Genomic DNA, 16,259 nt, shown 5'->3' with positions numbered 1-16,259 from the left:
GGTTTATCCGCAATGCTAAGGAGCGATTATGGCGCGGGCAGTTTGCGGGCCGCCGGCGCGGAGCAACCGGAGCGTACGTTTTGTACGTGAGGATTGCGAGCACCGCCGGAACGCAAAATGCCCCGCCAGAATCGCTCGTACCCCACCCGCAATGCTTCGGAGCTGTTGCAGTGTGGCCAGGTTGCGGACCGCCGGAACGCAGGGTGCGTAAGCGTACGTTTTGTACGTGCGCACCCCGAGTACCGCCGGGTCGCAAGATGGCCGCGCTGCGGCAGCTCCCTCACCCACCATAAAAAAAGCCGGCTCTCGGGGGAGAGCCGGCATAAGTCGCGTGCAAAGACAACCGTTTCTATTCCGTCCCCTTGTGAGACACCACCGCACGCCTGCCGTGAACGAGTCGTCAGGCGCGCACTGCGGTGCTCTTATCCCTTCACCCCGCCCGATGTCAGCCCGTTGACCATAAAGCGCTGCGATAACAAAAACAGCAGCGTAATGGGTAAACCGGACAGAATCGCCGCGGCGGCGAAGTCTCCCCACAGATAGTTCTGTGTGTATAAGTAAAGCTTTGAACCGACGGCCAACGTCAGATTCTGCTCTTGATGCAGCAATACGCTGGCCACGGGATACTCAATGATCGCACCAATAAATGCCAACAGGAATACCACGATCAAAATTGGTACAGCCATCGGCAACAACACATAGCGGAATGTCTGGAAATGGCTGGCGCCATCCACCAATGCCGCCTCTTCAATCTCGACCGGAATGGTTTCCATATAGCCTTTGATGGTCCAGATATGCAGCGCCACCCCGCCCGCATACGCCAGCACCAGGCTACCGTGACTATCAATGCCCAGCCACGGAATGTAATTACCGATCTGGTCGAAAATGGCGTAAATGGCGATCAACGACAATACCGACGGAAACATCTGCATCAAGAACAGTGCATTCAAACCCATGGCGCGGCCACGGAATTTGAGACGGGCAAAAGCATAAGCGCAGGTGGTGGATAGCGCCAGTATCACCACCGCGCTCATCATGGCCACTTTGATCGAATTCCATAACCAGCGCAGCACCGGAAACGGCGGATCAATCTGGTGGCCGAATTGATCGATATAGCTAAAGCCCAGCGCCAGCTTCCAGTGTTCCAGGCTGATATGGTCGGGCAATAAACTGCCCGCCGCAAAGTTACCTGGCCGCAAAGAAATCGACACGATCATCAAGAACGGAAACAGGCACAGCGCAATAAATGCGATCAACGCCAGATGGGTGGCCACCACGCGGCCGGTATGACTTTTATCGAGCACCATGGCCATGATTATTTGCGCTCCGTGGATTGGTTAACGCGGGTCAGCTTCAGGTTAATCAGCGACAACACGCCCACCAGAATAAAGATAACGGTCGATATCGCCGCCGCCAGGCCAAAGTTCTGGCCCGAATCCTGAAAGGCGATGCGATAGGTGTAGCTCACCAGAATATCGGTCGAGCCCGCCGGGGTCAGGCTGTCGGGGAAATCCGGGCCGCCTGCGGTCAACAACGAGATCAAGACAAAGTTGTTGAAGTTAAAGGCAAAGCTGGCCAGCAACAACGGCATGATGGGCTTGGCAATCAGCGGCAGCGTAATGCGGCGCAGATTGGTCCACGCGCCACCGCCATGAATCGCCGAGGCTTCATACAATTCGCTGGGAATCGATTTGATCAGGCCCATGCATAGCAACATCATGTACGGATAACCGAGCCAGGTATTCACAATCAGCAACATGCCGCGCGCCAACCACGGATTGGAAAACCAGTCGGGTTTGATGCCAAACAGGCTATGCAAGACCAGATTGATTTCGCCAAAGTTTTCGTTAAACAAACCGCGGAAAATCAGGATCGAAATAAAGCCCGGCACGGCATACGGCAGAAATAGCAGCACGCGATACAAACCGCGCATGGCCAGAGATTCCCAAGACAAGGCCACCGCCAGCAAAAAGCCCACGGCAAATGTCAGAATCACGGTGGCCAAGGCAAAGCCGACGGTCCAGGTAAAGATCGCCAATAGCGGGCCGCGGAATTGTTTGCTGGTAAACAATTGCGCAAAGTTGGCGCCACCCACACCCACGGTAAAGCCGGGCGACACTTTATCGCCGCTGGCGGTTTCGTAATAGCCGGTGCGGAAATTGGCTTTGAGGATTTCGCCAGATTGCAGATTCTTCAGCGTGCCTTTATCCAGCTGCTGGAATAACGGGGCGGCCGGCGCGGCCCGCGAAAAGCCCGCCATCTGATATACGCCCGCATGCTCGGGCACTTTCATATGCAGTTCTTTTAGCGCGCCTTGCATCGCGATCAAATCGCGGATTTGTGCTTTGGCGCCCGCTGGCGCTTGTGCTGTGGCTTTGAGTTCCACATCGCGCGCTTTGCCGGTGGGCTTGTCGATATCCAGCGCATCGGATTGCCAGCCGTGGCCCGCGTCATCGCTTAAATAAACGCGCTTTTTGCCGCCATCGGGATACACGCCCATCGCCAGCGAATCACCGCCGCTATCGCCCGCGCCAGAATAAGTCTGGTCGAGAAAATATTTAGTTGCCCGTTCAAACGTCAGCAGGTTGGTGGAGCTGTAATTGGTAAAACCAATGCTCACCGTATACGCCGCCGGAAATACTACGAATAACAAGGCGGCAAACACGCCCGGATATAAATAGCGCCACGGGTACAGTTTGGGATGGCTTAACAGCCAAGTGGACGCGCCCAGTATCACCAGGAACAGCACCGCGATCAGCGGATGGCCGGCGGTATAGACGGCGAAGATCAGCCAGAGTGCGGCCAGTATCAGCAGCAGGCCAAGTGCGGGGCCAGCCCAGCGAGCCAGTTTGCGTTGCATGCCAGGTTTTCCTTAGCCGGATACGCGTCAACTGCGCCCGGAACATCCAATCTATATGTTTTAAGTGAGATGCCACAACCCGAGCGGACGGCGGCGGTGTTGCCAATCAAGTAATTGCATAGGGCCAGATGCCGGAACATCTGGACTGGATACCGGCAAGTGGCAGCTTGCCGATATCCACAAGATCATCCAGCGCTCACGTCATCGCGCGGACAACGCGAGCGCCTTGCAACTTCAGACCATCAAGGCTTATTTGGCCTTGATCTTGGCCGCAGCCGCGTCCAGACCTTCCTTCACGCTTTGACGACCTTGCGTGATGTTCTGCAGGGCCGGTTGCATGGTCGACCAGAACTTGCCCATTTCGGGGTTGTTCGGCATCGGGTGACCGGCTTGCGCGCTCTTCATGGTGGCGGCGATGTTCGGGTCAGACTTCAGCTGGTTGTAGAACGCCTTGTTGGCAGGCACGCCCAGCGGCACGTCGTCGTTCATCGACTTCAGGCCTTCTTCTTTCAGCAGATAGTTCTCAAGGAACTCCACCGCCAGATCTTTGTTGGGGCTGGCTTGCGTCACCATCGCGCCCAGCACGCCCACAAACGGCGCGGACGGTTTGCCGTCCACGGTCGGGATCGGCGCGACGCCAAAGTTGATCTTGCTCTTGCGCAGGTTTTCCCAGGCCCACGGGCCGGTAATCATCATGGCAACCTTGCCCTGGTTAACCCCGGCTTCCATTTCGGCGTACGACGACGACTTCGGCATCGCGCCCGAGCTGATCAGCTTCATCAGGGTTTCAGCACCCTTCACCGCGCCGGCGTTGTTTACGCCCACGTCGTTGGCATCATAGGTGCCATCGGCCTTGGCCTTGAACGGGTAACCGCCATTGGCAGCCAGCAGCGGCCAGGTAAAGTAGGTGTTGGTGTAATCCCACAGAATGGCTTTCTTGCCTTGGCCAGACAGTTTTTTGTCCAGCGCGATCACGTCGTCAAACGACTTGGGCGGCGTCGGCACCAGGTCTTTGTTGTAGACCAGGCCTACCGCTTCGATGGCGATCGGGTAGCCCCAGACCTTGCCACCGGCCGTCCAGGCTCTCCAGCCCAGCGGATCGATTTCGTTCTTGACCTTGGCGCTCGGGTTAACCGGCGACAGCAGGCCGGCGGTGGCCCATTCGCCCATGCGGTCATGCGGCCAGATCCAGATGTCCGGGCCCTTGCCTGCGGCAGCGGCTTGCTGGAACTTGTTGGCGGCGTCTTCCGGACGCTCCACCACCACTTGCACGCCGGTGGCCTTGGTGAAGGCTTCACCGACCTTGATCAGGCCTTTGTACGATTTGTCGCCGTTAATCCAGATCAACAGCTTGCCCGGTTCGGCCGCGTACGAAGACGCAGCACCCAAGCCCATGACGGCCACTGTGACCGACGACAGCACGAGACGACCCAAACGACTACGCGAGATATCCATTCTGACTCTCCATCTAGTGTTTTCATGTTTTGAAACGTGCCTGCAAAAGGCCGCTTCTGTATGTTCCCTAACCGGTTTGACCGCAGGAAAAACCTAAGCACCATATGCCTGGCGGCACACTCGGGGTATACGGTCCAATACGTACTTTACGGGCCATTCCGCCGAGCGGTAGTGCGCAGATTTTGACTACAGATTATTCAGCGAGGGGGTCCAGCCGGCGGAAGGCTTTGCCGTCCGCGTTAAACAGATAACCGTGCGCGGGCTTGAAGCCCAGCGGCACGCGTTGGCCGATATCCACATGGCGCAACGCGGGCATGCGCACCGACATCGGCACCTTGGCGGCGGCGTTGTCGAGATACAGCACCGACGAATCACCCAGGCGTTCCAGCACCACTGCATTGCCGGTGAGGACATTGCTGGTCAGATCGACATGCAGATGCTCCGGGCGCACGCCCACGGTAACGGCATCGCCCACCTTGGCGCCCGCCGCATCCACCAGCACGGTCACATTCTGGTTGCCGGTTAGCGCTACTTGCACGCCGTCCGCGCCGATGCTGCTAATGGTGCCGCTAAGGAAGTTCATGCCCGGCGAACCCAGAAAGCCCGCCACAAACAGGTTGATCGGCTCGTGGTACAGCTCGGTCGGCGTGCCAACCTGTTCCAGCTGACCCGCACGGAACACCACGATGCGGTCGGCCAGCGTCATGGCCTCTACCTGATCGTGCGTCACATAAATCATGGTCGCGCCCAGCTCGCGGTGCAGGCGCGCAATTTCGATGCGCATCTGCACGCGCAACGACGCATCCAGGTTGGAGAGCGGCTCATCAAACAAGAACACTTCAGGCTTCTGCACGATGGCGCGGCCGATGGCCACACGCTGACGCTGGCCCCCCGACAATTCTTTGGGCTTGCGCTCCAGCAGATGGTCCAACTGCAGCACCTTGGCCACTTGCTGCACGATCGGCGTGTAATCCTTTTTGCTCATGCCCGCCAGGCGCAAACCAAACGCCATGTTTTCGAACACGCTCATATGCGGATACAAGGCGTAGCTCTGGAACACCATGGCGATGCCGCGCTTGACCGGCGGCAGTTCGTTCATGCGTACGCCGCCAATCTGCAGCTCGCCTTCGCTGATGTCTTCCAGGCCCGAGATCGTGCGCAGCAGCGTGGTCTTGCCGCAGCCCGACGGGCCGACAAACACGACAAACTCGCCGTCGTTGATCTCCAGATCGATGCCGTGCAGCGTGGTGACATCGCCAAAGCGTTTCTTGATGTTCTTGAGGCTAACCGTGGCCATTGCGTCTCTGAGTCCTGAGCGGTAACCGCCCGCAGCGTAGCGGGCGGCGGATGTCGGTGGTCCGACCTGTTTTGCAAACCGGTTTATTGCGCGGTGCCGTACCAGCCCGCCCACGCATCCAGCTGCAGGGTAACGCCGGTGCGGGTGGCGCCTTCCAGGCCATGGCCGGCCAGATCATCCACGGCAAACGGCAGCGTAAAGGTCTGCGGCTGTTCGCTGAGGTTGAACACCGCCACCAGCGTCTGGCCCGCGTGTTTACGCGTAAACGCCAGCACCGGTTCGTCGGCCTGCAAGAAGGAGATATCGCCCAACAGCAAGGTCGGCTGGGTTTTGCGCCAGTGCAGAATGCGGCGGTAGGCGGCCAGCGTCGAAGTGTCTTTGCCTTCTTGCGCATCCACCGCCAGCGGCACGTGCGTGCTGGCCACCGGCAACCACGGCTCGGTCGGGCTAAAGCCGGCATTCAGCTGGTCTTTGTGCCACGGCATCGGCGTGCGGCAGCCGTCGCGGCCTTTAAATTCGGGCCACATCGCAATGCCGTACGGATCTTGCAGTTGTTCAAAGGTCAGTTGCGCTTCGGGCAGGCCCAGTTCTTCGCCCTGATACAGGCAGCTGGAACCGCGCAACGACACCAGCATCGCCAGGATGGTGGGCGCAAAACGCGGATGTTGCGTGTCTTTGCCCCAGCGGCTGACCACGCGCACCGAATCATGGTTGCCGGTGGTCCAGCAGCCCCAGCCGTCGTTAAGCTGGCTTTCCAGATCTTCGACTTGCTTGCGGATATGCGCAGCGGAGAAATCGGCGGTCAGCAGGTTAAAGCTGTAGGCCATATTCAGCTTGTCGTTGCCGCCGGTGTATTGCGCCATCAGGCTGATACTTTCGTCGTCGCCCACTTCGCCGACGCTCATCGCCGCGCCGTACTGGTCGAGCAACTTGCGGATGCGCTGCAGAAACGCCAGGTTTTCCGGCTGCGATTTATCGTATTTGTGTTGCTGATAACCGTAGGGGTTTTCCGCGCTCACCGACGCTGTGTCGCGCTTGGTGGCGGGCGGATTGTTGCGCAGTTGGCGATCGTGGAAATGGTAATTGCAGGCGTCAAAGCGAAAGCCATCCACGCCGCGCTTTAGCCAGAATTCGATTTCGCCCAGCACCGCATCTTGTACTTCCGGGTTGTGGAAGTTGACGTCAGGCTGGTTGTACAAAAAGTTATGCAGATAGTACTGGCAGCGACGGGTGTCCCAGCGCCAGGACGGGCCGCCAAACACGCTCAGCCAGTTGTTGGGCGCGGAGCCATCGGCTTGCGGATCAGCCCACACATACCAGTCGGCCTTGGGATTGGTCTTGCTTTGACGGCTTTCCTTGAACCAGGCGTGCTGGTCGGACGTGTGCGACAACACCTGGTCAATGATCACCTTGAGGCCCAGCGCATGCGCCTTGGCCAACATACGGTCAAAGTCGTCCAGATTGCCAAACAGCGGATCGACATCGCGGTAATCCGAGACATCGTAGCCAAAGTCTTTCATCGGCGATTTGAAGAACGGGCTCACCCAGATGGCGTCCACGCCCAAGCTGGCCACGTAATCCAGATGGGCCGAGATGCCGTTCAGATCGCCCACGCCATCGGCGTTGCTATCGGCAAAGCTGCGCGGGTAGATCTGATAAATGACGGCGCCACGCCACCATTGCACATTCGGGTTTGCTGCCTGTTCCATGCTGTCTTCTTCTGGTTTCGTTGATCACGGGCCGGATACGGCCGAACCTATCTGTTATAGGCGATGCCGGCTTGCGCATCTATCGAGTCAAACCGGTTTGAATTGCGTTTGAACGCATCATAACGCCTGTAGTCGGCGAGATGAAACTACGGTGTTTTACTTACGAAACCGCAGAAAGCCGCGCGAACACACGGCCCGAAGAACATCCAAAGGCGACGAACGGCATAGGGTGGGTCTCGACCCACCACTCAAAGCCATCGCCAGGCACCCGCGCGCCACGCATACCACCCCGGATCGCTCAGTTGCCCAGCCATACCCAAAGCCATCACCAGGCACTGCTGCCTTGGCATGCCACTTGGGTTGGTGGGTCATGACCCACCCTATGGGTTATTGGTTGCCGCCGCCATTGCTATGGCAGCCGGGGCAGGACGGAAACGCGATCTTGCTACCCAGCGCATCTTTCATATCCTTGATCGGCAGCGGATCACGCGCGCTGCACAGCATTTCGTACAGCGGCGCTTGCAGGGCGTTGTAGCCTTCCACCTTGATCTTGTCCCACGGCCGGTTCATCTCGGACCACTTGCCGTCCGCACCGGCAAACGCATAGGTGCGGAACTGCCCGGTATCGCAATCGATGCCTTCATACACGTGGTTAAACGTCTTGCCATCGCGCAGCGGAATGGCCGCGGCATAACGCACGATGGCGTCCTTGCCCACGCTCAGGCTGTCCTCGGACACCAGAAACTTTTCGTTGCCCCAGGCCTTGTTGTTACGAAACTGCACCCAGTTGCCCAGCGTGGACAATTCGGGCTTGGTAAACGGCTGTTCTTGCGGCGTGGGCAGGGTGTTTTTCAGCAGATTGCTAAAGCTGAAATCGCGATCTTTATCTCCATCCGTGCTGGCGCCACGGTTATTGCCATTGCGCGGATTATCAGGGCTCTGGCCGACGTTATCGGCATATACGAAGACGCTGCTCAGCAGGCAGACAGTGGCCAGCGTCAGCGGGATCAGGCGTTTCAAGGTCTCTACTCCAGTGTTGCGGCGGCGAAAAACCCGCTGATGATACGCCTGGCGCATGCCTTGCGTCTTGCCGCGACGGTAACCTGGCGTAGCGGCGCGGGCAGGACCGGCGCGGCCGCGTTAAAATGCGCTTCTTTTGCCCGATACCGAGCCCGCTGCATGAACGCCGACCTCGCCATAGACCTGACGGGCCTTAATTGCCCTCTGCCCATCCTGCGTACCAAAAAGGCCTTGGCTGGCCTGCAAAGCGGTCAGGCCGTGCACGTTACGTGCACGGATCCCGCCACCGTCAAAGACTTTGCCGACTTCTGCAAACTGACGCAGAACCCCTTGCTAAGCAGCGAGACGGTCGACGGCAAATTTGTGTTCGTGATCCAGAAACGCTGATCGCGCCGCACCCTCGATATCCGAACCCCGATTTCTTACAAGATACCCGCGCCATGACCCAAACCCTGACGATTACCCGCCCTGATGATTGGCATCTGCATCTGCGCGACAACGAGCTGATGGCCGCCGTGCTGCCCCACACCGCGCGTGAATTTGCCCGCGCGATTGTCATGCCCAACCTGAAGCCTCCGGTGACCACCGTGGCGCTGGCCGATGCCTATCGCCAACGTATTCTGGCGGCGCTGCCTGCGGGCATGACGTTTGAACCGCTGATGACGCTGTACCTCACCGACCGCACCTCGCCCGACGACATCGTCGCGGCGCGCGCCAGCGGCTTTGTGCATGGCGTCAAACTGTATCCGGCCGGGGCCACTACCAATTCGGATAGCGGCGTGACGTCGCTGGATAAGGTAATGCCGGCGCTGGAAAAAATGGCTGAAGTCGGTTTGCCGTTGCTGGTGCATGGCGAAGTGACCGACCACAGCGTGGATGTGTTTGATCGCGAAGCGGTGTTTATCGATACGCTGCTGGCCCCGCTGATGCAAAAGCTGCCGACGCTGCGCGTGGTGCTGGAACACATCACCACCAGCCACGCCGCCGATTTCGTCAGCACCGGCCCAGCCAACCTGGCCGCCACGGTGACGGCACACCACTTGCTGATGAACCGCAACGCCATGTTTACCGGCGGCATCCGCCCGCATCACTATTGCCTGCCGGTGCTGAAGCGGGAAACCCATCGCCAGGCGCTGGTGCGTGCGGTAACCGGCTCCTCCAATCGCTTTTTCCTCGGCACCGACAGCGCGCCGCATGCGCGCCATACCAAAGAAACCTCGTGTGGCTGTGCCGGCATGTACACCGCGCACGCGGCCTTGCCGCTGTATGCCGAAGTGTTTGAGCAGGCCAACGCGCTGGACAAGCTCGAAGCGTTTGCCAGCTTTAACGGCCCCGATTTTTACCAGCTGCCACGTAATAGCGGCACCGTCACGCTGACCAAACAAGCGTGGCAAGTGCCGGATGAATATCCGTTTGGCGCGAATACCGTGGTGCCTTTGCGCGCCGGTGAAAGCATCGCCTGGACGCTGGCGTGATCGTCCACCGCAATGCCGGGCGCGTGGTGTGGTGGCTGGTGGGCGTGGTGTTGGTGATCGCGGCCATATGGGGTTGGCCGCTGATCACCACGCCGACGCTGGAACATCATTTCTACGGCCTGTTCTGGTACACCATGCTGGGCCTGGGCGCGGCGTTCTGGATGTTTCCGGCCGAGCAAACACTGGCCGGCCGCCACTTGCGCCGTCGCACCATGCTGCTGGGTTTGCTGCCGGTGTATACGCGCGAAATCGATCTGGCCGCGTTTGACCGGGTGACGCTGGAACAGGATCGCAGCACCATCGGCGCCGATAGCCTGTGGGTGCTGTTTGCGGGCCCCGACGACCAGCGTTTTGTGTTTGCGCACTACCGCGCCACGCGCCGTGGCCAAGCCGCCGCCACCGCACTGGCGGGCCGGTTGGCGCAGCAATCGGGATTAGCGTTTGCCCAATTGGCCCCGGACAACGGATAATGGCGCCGCGAAGCGGGTCGGGTAACCGCCGCTCACCGTAAGGTGGGGGGAGGAAAGTCCGGGCTCCACAGGGCAGGATGCTGGCTAACGGCCAGGCGCCGTGAGGCGACGGAAAGTGCAACAGAGAGTAGACCGCCGATGGCCGCAGGGTGTGCAAACGCTCTGCGGATCAGGTAAGGGTGAAACGGTGCGGTAAGAGCGCACCAGCGTTCCGGGCAACCGGGCGGCTCGGTAAACCCCATCCGGAGCAAGACCAAGCAGCAGGCGTTGAGACGGCCCGTCGAGCCTGCGGGTAGGTTGCTTGAGCGTGTCAGTAATGGCTCGCCTAGAGGAATGGTTACCGCCAGAAATGGAACAGAACCCGGCTTAAAGACCCACTTCGCACTTACAACTGTTGGCTACTGCGCGGACGCATCTTGCGTCCCGGCGGTGCTCGGAATGCTCATGGCCCAACTGGCCACTCCGCTTCCTCCGCTCCGGCGGTACGCAACCTGCGACCGCGGCGACGACCAAAGGGAGTCCCTGTGGGACGCCCGATACATTGCGGCTGACACCGCGAGGCGCTTCGCTGTCGCGGGGCCACACCCACTGCGGTGGCCAATGCCGCGATGCTTCATAGGGTGGGTCTAGACCCACCAGCCAAAGCCGCCACCACGAGCCACTCCAGTAGGGTGCGTTACCCCATTGGGGCAACGCACATTTCGGTTATGCCCCCGGCGCAGTTCCGGGCCACTTGATATCCCACGGCGCCAGCAAATCCGCTCGCATCAGCTCGGGCCACTCTGCGGGCCAATGCTCACCCGCCTGCGGCAAACAGATATACCGATGCATTTGGCCGTCCCACTCAAACTCCAACGCATACGCATGCAAATAGCCGCGATCGGCCGGTGCGCCGCCGTATCGTTCATCGCCCAGAATCGGCACGCCCAAGCTCTTTAGCGCCACGCGCAACTGGTGGGTGCGGCCGGTGCGGGGTCTGAGCAAATACGCGCGCAAGCCGCTGCCCAAGCCGTAGCTAAAGAACTGCGTGACGGCGTGGTTTTGCGTATCGCGTGTCAGTTTCCAGTTGCCGCCCCGGCCCGCCTGCATGCCGCCCGCGATCGTGCCTTGTTTCTTGCCCGGTTTGCCGTGGGCCAGCGCCAGGTAGAATTTATTCATGTCGCGGCCGCTAAACAACTCGCCAAAGCGGCGCGCGGCGCTGCTGGAGCGCGCAAACAGAATCAGCCCGCTGGTGATGCGATCCAGCCGGTGCACCGCGTGCAGGTCGCCGGCGATCTGTTCGCGCAAGGCGCTGATCACGCCGCTTTCCTCGCCCTCGGCATGGAAGTTCATGCCCGGTGGTTTGTACACCAGGACGAAATCGGCTTCAGTAGCCAGCACCGTCAGCGCGGTGGGGTCGGCGACGGTCAGCGGCTGGATGGGGTGGTCCAATTCGGGTACTCGGATAACAGTGTTAAAGTGCGGTGCGGCCCGGGTCGGGCTGCGTTTCGATGTCTTATACCTGATCACTCCATGAAACTCATCATCATTGCGCTGGGCCACAAGATGCCGGCGTGGATCGAGCAAGGCTTTACCGAATACGTAAAGCGCATGCCGCGCGAATTTGCGATTCAGCTGGTGGAATTAAAGCCGGACAAGCGTTCAGGCGGGCGCACGCCGCAGCAAGTGATGGCGGAAGAAGCCGAGCGCATCATGGCCGCCATTCCCAATGGCGCACGCGTGTTGGCGCTGGACGAGCGCGGCGCCAACTGGACCACCATGAAACTGGCCGAGCAAATGAAAAGCTGGCATGTCGACGGCCGCGATGTGGTGTTTATCATCGGCGGCACCGACGGGCTGGACCCCAGCGTCAAGCAGCGCGCCGATCAGCTATTACAACTGTCCGCCCTGACCATGCCGCATGGCATGGTGCGCGTGCTGCTGGCTGAGCAGCTATATCGCGCCTGGTCGATCCTGCATAACCATCCGTACCACCGCGAATAAGCGAACCCATGAATTCTGATCTCGATCTCTACCTGGCCTCGGGCAGCCCGCGCCGGCGCGAACTGCTGGCGCAAATTGGCGTGCGCTTTATGCGCATCGATGCGCCCGTTGACGAAACCCCGTTGCCCAACGAACCAGCGCGCGACTATGTGCTGCGCCTGGCGCACGCCAAGGCGGCCAGCGGTTGGGCGGCGATGCAGACACAAGGCTTGCCGACCCGGCCGGTGCTGGCGGCCGATACTACCGTGGCGCTGGATGGGCTGATTCTGGGCAAGCCGGAAGACGCCGCCGACGCCGCGCGCATGTTGCGGACGCTGTCAGGCTCCACGCACCAGGTGTTGACCAGCCTGGGGCTGCACACCACGAGCGGGATTGAAGTCGTGCTATCGACCAGCAATGTACGCTTTGCCGAACTGAGCGATGCGCAAATCGCCGCTTATGTGGCCAGCGGCGAACCGATGGATAAGGCGGGCGCGTATGGCATCCAGGGTCTGGGCGGATTGTTTGTGGCGCATCTGGAAGGCAGCTACACCGGCGTGATGGGCCTGCCGCTGCACGACACCGCCGCGCTGCTGGCCCGCCACGGCCTCGGGGCGCTGGCGAAATGACATAGGGTGGGTCAAGACCCACCATTCAAAGCCGTCGAAGTGAAACGCATACGCTTGCGTTCTCGCTAATGCCTTTGAATGGTGGGTCTCGACCCACTATTCAAAGCCGTCGAAGTGAAACGCATACTCTTGCGTTCTCGCTGATGCCTTTGAGTGGTGGGTCAGACGGGGACGCCGAGTCCCACCCTATGCCTCACAACTTGAACCGCCCCAGGATGCTGTTCAGATGCCCCGCCACCGCGTTCATCTCGTCGGCCTGGTGGGCAGTCTGGCGTGATGCCGCTTCGTTCTGCGCAATCGCGCTGGCCACGCGGTTTACGCTATCCGAAATCCTCGCGCTGGCCGTGTCTTGTTGATGCAGCAGCGTGTTGATCTCCGCCGTGGTCTGCAGCACCTGGTTGGCCATTTCTTCGATGCGGCCAATCGCCGTGCCGGCTTTTTCGGCCAGTTGCACGCCGGTGGTCACTTTCTGCTGCGTTAACGTCATCGCCTCGTTGGAATCACGCGCGCCGTTCTGGATGGCGGCGACGATTTCGTTGATTTCCTGCGTGGATTGCTTGGTGCGCTCGGCCAGTTTGCGTACTTCGTCAGCCACCACAGCAAAACCGCGCCCATGTTCACCAGCGCGCGCCGCTTCAATCGCGGCATTCAGCGCCAGCAGATTGGTCTGCTCGGCCAGTTCCTTGATCACGCCCATCACCACCGACACATCGCGGCTCTTGTCAGTCAGCGTGGCGATATCAGTGGACGAGCGCGCCACGTGGTCGGCCACGGTGCGAATTTCATTGGCCGCGTCGGCAATCACCGCCTCACCCTCGCGCGATGCGGTGGCGCTGTCTTGCGTAAGCGTTACCGCGCTGTCAGCGTGCAACGACACCTGGCGTATGCCGCCAATCAAGCCATCCAGCGCATTGACCATGCTGGTGGTGGCTTCGCCCTGATGCGCCGCGCTCTGATGCAATTGCTGCGCGGTATTGCCAAACTGGCGCGCCACGTCTTGCACGTGGCTGGCCTCGTTACGGATTTCGCCGAGCATGTCGCGCAATGCGGTTTGCATTGCCGCCATCGCCACCATCAGGCTGTCCGGCGCCGCACCGCGGGTATGGATGGGATGCGACAAATCGCCGCTGGCCACCGCGCGCGCCACGGCCACGGCAGCAGCGGGTTCACCGCCCAGCGGGCGCAAGACCTGGCTGCCGATCAGCACATAGATCAGCGCCAGCAGCACGATGATCAGCAGGGCGGCCACGCCGATGATGGTCAGCGCATCGCTGCGCACCATGTCGCTAACGTCGCTGCGCGGGTAAGCCGCAATCACGCGGAACGACCAGGCGGGCCAGGCTTTTTCCACCTTCACCCATTGGTCATCGGGGCTGGCCAGCGCTTTGGTGATCGCGTCATCGTCGTAATTGCTGGAGTGAAACCGCACTTTGCCTTTGGCGTCGACGATGGCGACAAAACCATGATCCAGCACGCGCGCATGGCTGACCGAATCCTGCAGCGATTGCAGATTGACCTTGTAGCCCACGTACCAGACGCCCACCGGCTGATGCGCGCTGTCAAAAATCGGCTCGTAACCGGTGACGTACGGCGCGCCCAGGATATCGACTTCGCCATAAAACGGCTGGCCTTGTTTGAGCGCGGCATAGGCTTTGCCATTGGGGTCGAGCGGCGTGCCGATGGCGCGCGCGCCGTCTTTCATCACATTGGTGGAGACGCGCACAAAGCTGTCGCCCGCGCGGGTAAACAGCGTGGCGGTGCCGCCCAGGGTGTCGGTAACACCATCCACCAACGCAAACTGGTTGGCCTGCGCATTGCCGCCCAACAGCAAATCGGGCACGGACTGGCTTTTAACGCTGACTTGCGGGCCCGCCGTGGGCGCACCCAGCGCCTGGCCGCGCTGCTGCAGCAACTTCATCGCGCCTTGCACGCGCTCGGTGAGCGCGCTATCGGCCACGCTAAGCGTATCGACCACGCCGCCCAGCAGCGCGTCGATTTGTTGATTGACTTGTTGTTGCGTGCGGCTGGCTTGCGCGCTGGCAAACAGCCACACGCCGATGACGACGGTAACCACCAGCACAGCGGCCACCGCGCCCAGAAGGCGTGCCTTGAGCGTATTAAACATGAGCTTCCCTGCCTCGCCTGTTTGGGGGCGATTGTTCTACGAGTGATTGATTTGTTTTTTAGTATGGAACTGCGTGTTATGCCGGTGGAATATACAGGGGAACCCTTACAGCGGGAATTGAGGTTATCCCCTGGGGTTTTGTGCGGCAACACGATGATTAAGCGAGACTATTTAGCCGGATGGCCAAGCGGGCAGGGTGGGGCGATGCGGGCGGCGCACAAGAAAAAAGGCACCTGTTTACACAGGTGCCCGGAAGGCTCGTGCCCATAAGGCAACGGAGCGTTGTCAACCGCACACGGGTCACTCGCGCAACCCGCACCGTCTTAACGTCTGGATTTTTGCGGCGGTTGACACGCCGTTGCAGAAATTTTTTCGACTTCTTGCGCCGTCAAATGCCGCCACTGACCTTTGGCCAGATCACCCAACTGCACACCGCCGATGGCCACGCGCAATAAACGCAGCGTATCGATGCCCTGCGCGGCCAGCAGACGACGAATATGCCGGTTGCGGCCTTCGTCCAGCGTAATCGCCAGCCAGCTGTTTTTTTCGCCATGGCGTAACAGCGTGACCGCTTTGGCGCGCAGCGGCTCGCCCTCATCCACCACGCCTTCGCGCAACCGCGCCAGCAAGGCGTCGTCGGCCAGTGCATCGATCTGCACGTGGTAGCACTTGTCCACGTGCGTGGCGGGGTCGGTCAGGCGCGCGGCCCAGGTGGTGTCGTTGGTTAACAGCAGCAAGCCTTCGCTGGCTTTATCCAGCCGGCCCACCGGCCCCAGCCACGGCAAGCCCGCATCGGCGATGCAATCGTAGATGGTGGCGCGGCCTTTTTCGTCATCCGCCGTGGTGACCAGGCCGCGCGGCTTGTTCAGCATCAAATAGACTTTGGCCACCGCTCTAACCGCCACGCCCGCGACCGTCAGTGGGTCGGCGTTCAGATCAACCCGCCGCGCCAGATCACGCACCACACGCCCGCCCACGCTCACCTGGCCTGCCAGCACCAGCGCCTCGGCCTGGCTGCGCGAGCAATAACCCAGGCGCGACAACGCGCGCGCAATGCTGAGGATTTCCGCGGGTTTGCCTGCCGCAACCCTGGGCTGGGCGCGCCCGGATTGGCGCCCCTCGGCCGCAGGCTTGCCGTTGCGGCTACCCGCGCCAGCTGCGGCCGCGCGCGGCGTGCCGCTGGCCTTGGGCGAAGTACGACGGGCAGAAGCAGGCGGGCGCGACATAGGCAGGCGATGACCAGAGAACAGGAACGAA

General features: G+C 60.6%; 14 protein-coding genes and 1 other RNA gene. 6 read left to right on the top strand and 9 right to left on the bottom strand.

Annotation, left to right across the window (positions count from 1 at the left end; genetic code table 11):
* Positions 1–422: 422 nt before the first annotated feature.
* The 6 genes from malG to WG78_RS14605 all read right to left on the bottom strand — a co-directional run bounded on the left by malG (position 423) and on the right by WG78_RS14605 (position 8,341).
* Positions 423–1,313: a maltose ABC transporter permease MalG gene (gene malG, locus WG78_RS14630; RefSeq protein WP_053938561.1), complete on the bottom strand. Its 891-nt coding sequence runs from the start codon at positions 1,311–1,313 to the stop codon at positions 423–425.
* 2 nt (positions 1,314–1,315) lie between these two features.
* Complete coding sequence (gene malF, locus WG78_RS14625) at positions 1,316–2,860, bottom strand: maltose ABC transporter permease MalF (RefSeq protein WP_053938560.1); 1,545 nt, start codon at positions 2,858–2,860, stop codon at positions 1,316–1,318.
* A gap of 249 nt (positions 2,861–3,109) precedes the next feature.
* A complete protein-coding gene (malE, locus tag WG78_RS14620; RefSeq protein ID WP_053938559.1) occupies positions 3,110–4,315 on the bottom strand; it encodes a maltose/maltodextrin ABC transporter substrate-binding protein MalE in 1,206 nt (401 codons plus the stop codon).
* A gap of 193 nt (positions 4,316–4,508) precedes the next feature.
* A complete protein-coding gene (locus tag WG78_RS14615) occupies positions 4,509–5,612 on the bottom strand; it encodes an ABC transporter ATP-binding protein (protein ID WP_053938558.1) in 1,104 nt (367 codons plus the stop codon).
* Positions 5,613–5,695: 83 nt separating this feature from the next.
* Positions 5,696–7,321 (bottom strand): alpha-glucosidase family protein, encoded by a 1,626-nt coding sequence (locus WG78_RS14610; RefSeq protein ID WP_053938557.1) that lies wholly within the window; start codon positions 7,319–7,321, stop codon positions 5,696–5,698.
* A 387-nt stretch (positions 7,322–7,708) separates the two neighbouring features.
* A complete protein-coding gene (locus tag WG78_RS14605; RefSeq protein WP_053938556.1) occupies positions 7,709–8,341 on the bottom strand; it encodes a CNP1-like family protein in 633 nt (210 codons plus the stop codon).
* Positions 8,342–8,500: 159 nt separating this feature from the next.
* Between WG78_RS14605 and WG78_RS14600 the strand changes: the two genes are divergently transcribed.
* From WG78_RS14600 to rnpB, 4 genes are all read left to right on the top strand, one after another.
* Complete coding sequence (locus tag WG78_RS14600; RefSeq protein WP_053938555.1) at positions 8,501–8,728, top strand: sulfurtransferase TusA family protein; 228 nt, start codon at positions 8,501–8,503, stop codon at positions 8,726–8,728.
* A complete protein-coding gene (pyrC, locus tag WG78_RS14595) occupies positions 8,728–9,816 on the top strand; it encodes a dihydroorotase (RefSeq protein ID WP_169788468.1) in 1,089 nt (362 codons plus the stop codon). Before WG78_RS14600 ends, pyrC begins: the two co-directional genes overlap by 1 nt.
* Positions 9,813–10,286: a hypothetical protein gene (locus WG78_RS14590; RefSeq protein WP_053938553.1), complete on the top strand. Its 474-nt coding sequence runs from the start codon at positions 9,813–9,815 to the stop codon at positions 10,284–10,286. Before pyrC ends, WG78_RS14590 begins: the two co-directional genes overlap by 4 nt.
* Positions 10,287–10,295: 9 nt before the next feature.
* Positions 10,296–10,671: RNase P RNA component class A (gene rnpB, locus WG78_RS14635), an RNA gene on the top strand.
* Between the two features lie 320 nt (positions 10,672–10,991).
* Here the strand turns inward: rnpB and WG78_RS14585 are convergent.
* A complete protein-coding gene (locus WG78_RS14585; protein ID WP_236692043.1) occupies positions 10,992–11,717 on the bottom strand; it encodes a pseudouridine synthase in 726 nt (241 codons plus the stop codon).
* An 81-nt stretch (positions 11,718–11,798) separates the two neighbouring features.
* On the opposite strand from WG78_RS14585, the gene rlmH reads away from it, so the two are divergent.
* Positions 11,799–12,269 (top strand): 23S rRNA (pseudouridine(1915)-N(3))-methyltransferase RlmH, encoded by a 471-nt coding sequence (rlmH, locus tag WG78_RS14580; RefSeq protein ID WP_053938552.1) that lies wholly within the window; start codon positions 11,799–11,801, stop codon positions 12,267–12,269.
* 8 nt (positions 12,270–12,277) lie between these two features.
* Positions 12,278–12,877: a Maf family protein gene (locus tag WG78_RS14575; RefSeq protein WP_053938551.1), complete on the top strand. Its 600-nt coding sequence runs from the start codon at positions 12,278–12,280 to the stop codon at positions 12,875–12,877.
* Between the two features lie 193 nt (positions 12,878–13,070).
* Here the strand turns inward: WG78_RS14575 and WG78_RS14570 are convergent, their stop codons facing one another.
* Positions 13,071–15,002: a methyl-accepting chemotaxis protein gene (locus WG78_RS14570; protein WP_053938550.1), complete on the bottom strand. Its 1,932-nt coding sequence runs from the start codon at positions 15,000–15,002 to the stop codon at positions 13,071–13,073.
* 323 nt (positions 15,003–15,325) lie between these two features.
* Entirely contained in the window at positions 15,326–16,228 is a 903-nt protein-coding gene (locus WG78_RS14565; RefSeq protein ID WP_083459143.1) for a pseudouridine synthase, read from the bottom strand.
* Between the last annotated feature and the right edge of the window lie 31 nt (positions 16,229–16,259).

Source organism: Amantichitinum ursilacus (assembly GCF_001294205.1).
GTDB lineage: Bacteria > Pseudomonadota > Gammaproteobacteria > Burkholderiales > Chitinibacteraceae > Amantichitinum > Amantichitinum ursilacus.
This window is presented reverse-complemented; position numbering and strand designations above follow the sequence as displayed.

What these genes read in the sequence shown, in the direction of transcription:
- malG (WP_053938561.1), bottom strand. Translation starts at nt 1,313, where the DNA reads ATGGCCATGGTGCTCGATAAAAGTCATACCGGCCGCGTGGTGGCCACC.
- malF (WP_053938560.1), bottom strand. Translation starts at nt 2,860, where the DNA reads ATGCAACGCAAACTGGCTCGCTGGGCTGGCCCCGCACTTGGCCTGCTG.
- malE (WP_053938559.1), bottom strand. Translation starts at nt 4,315, where the DNA reads ATGGATATCTCGCGTAGTCGTTTGGGTCGTCTCGTGCTGTCGTCGGTC.
- WG78_RS14615 (WP_053938558.1), bottom strand. Translation starts at nt 5,612, where the DNA reads ATGGCCACGGTTAGCCTCAAGAACATCAAGAAACGCTTTGGCGATGTC.
- WG78_RS14610 (WP_053938557.1), bottom strand. Translation starts at nt 7,321, where the DNA reads ATGGAACAGGCAGCAAACCCGAATGTGCAATGGTGGCGTGGCGCCGTC.
- WG78_RS14600 (WP_053938555.1), top strand. Translation starts at nt 8,501, where the DNA reads ATGAACGCCGACCTCGCCATAGACCTGACGGGCCTTAATTGCCCTCTG.
- rlmH (WP_053938552.1), top strand. Translation starts at nt 11,799, where the DNA reads ATGAAACTCATCATCATTGCGCTGGGCCACAAGATGCCGGCGTGGATC.
- WG78_RS14575 (WP_053938551.1), top strand. Translation starts at nt 12,278, where the DNA reads ATGAATTCTGATCTCGATCTCTACCTGGCCTCGGGCAGCCCGCGCCGG.
- WG78_RS14570 (WP_053938550.1), bottom strand. Translation starts at nt 15,002, where the DNA reads ATGTTTAATACGCTCAAGGCACGCCTTCTGGGCGCGGTGGCCGCTGTG.
- WG78_RS14565 (WP_083459143.1), bottom strand. Translation starts at nt 16,228, where the DNA reads ATGTCGCGCCCGCCTGCTTCTGCCCGTCGTACTTCGCCCAAGGCCAGC.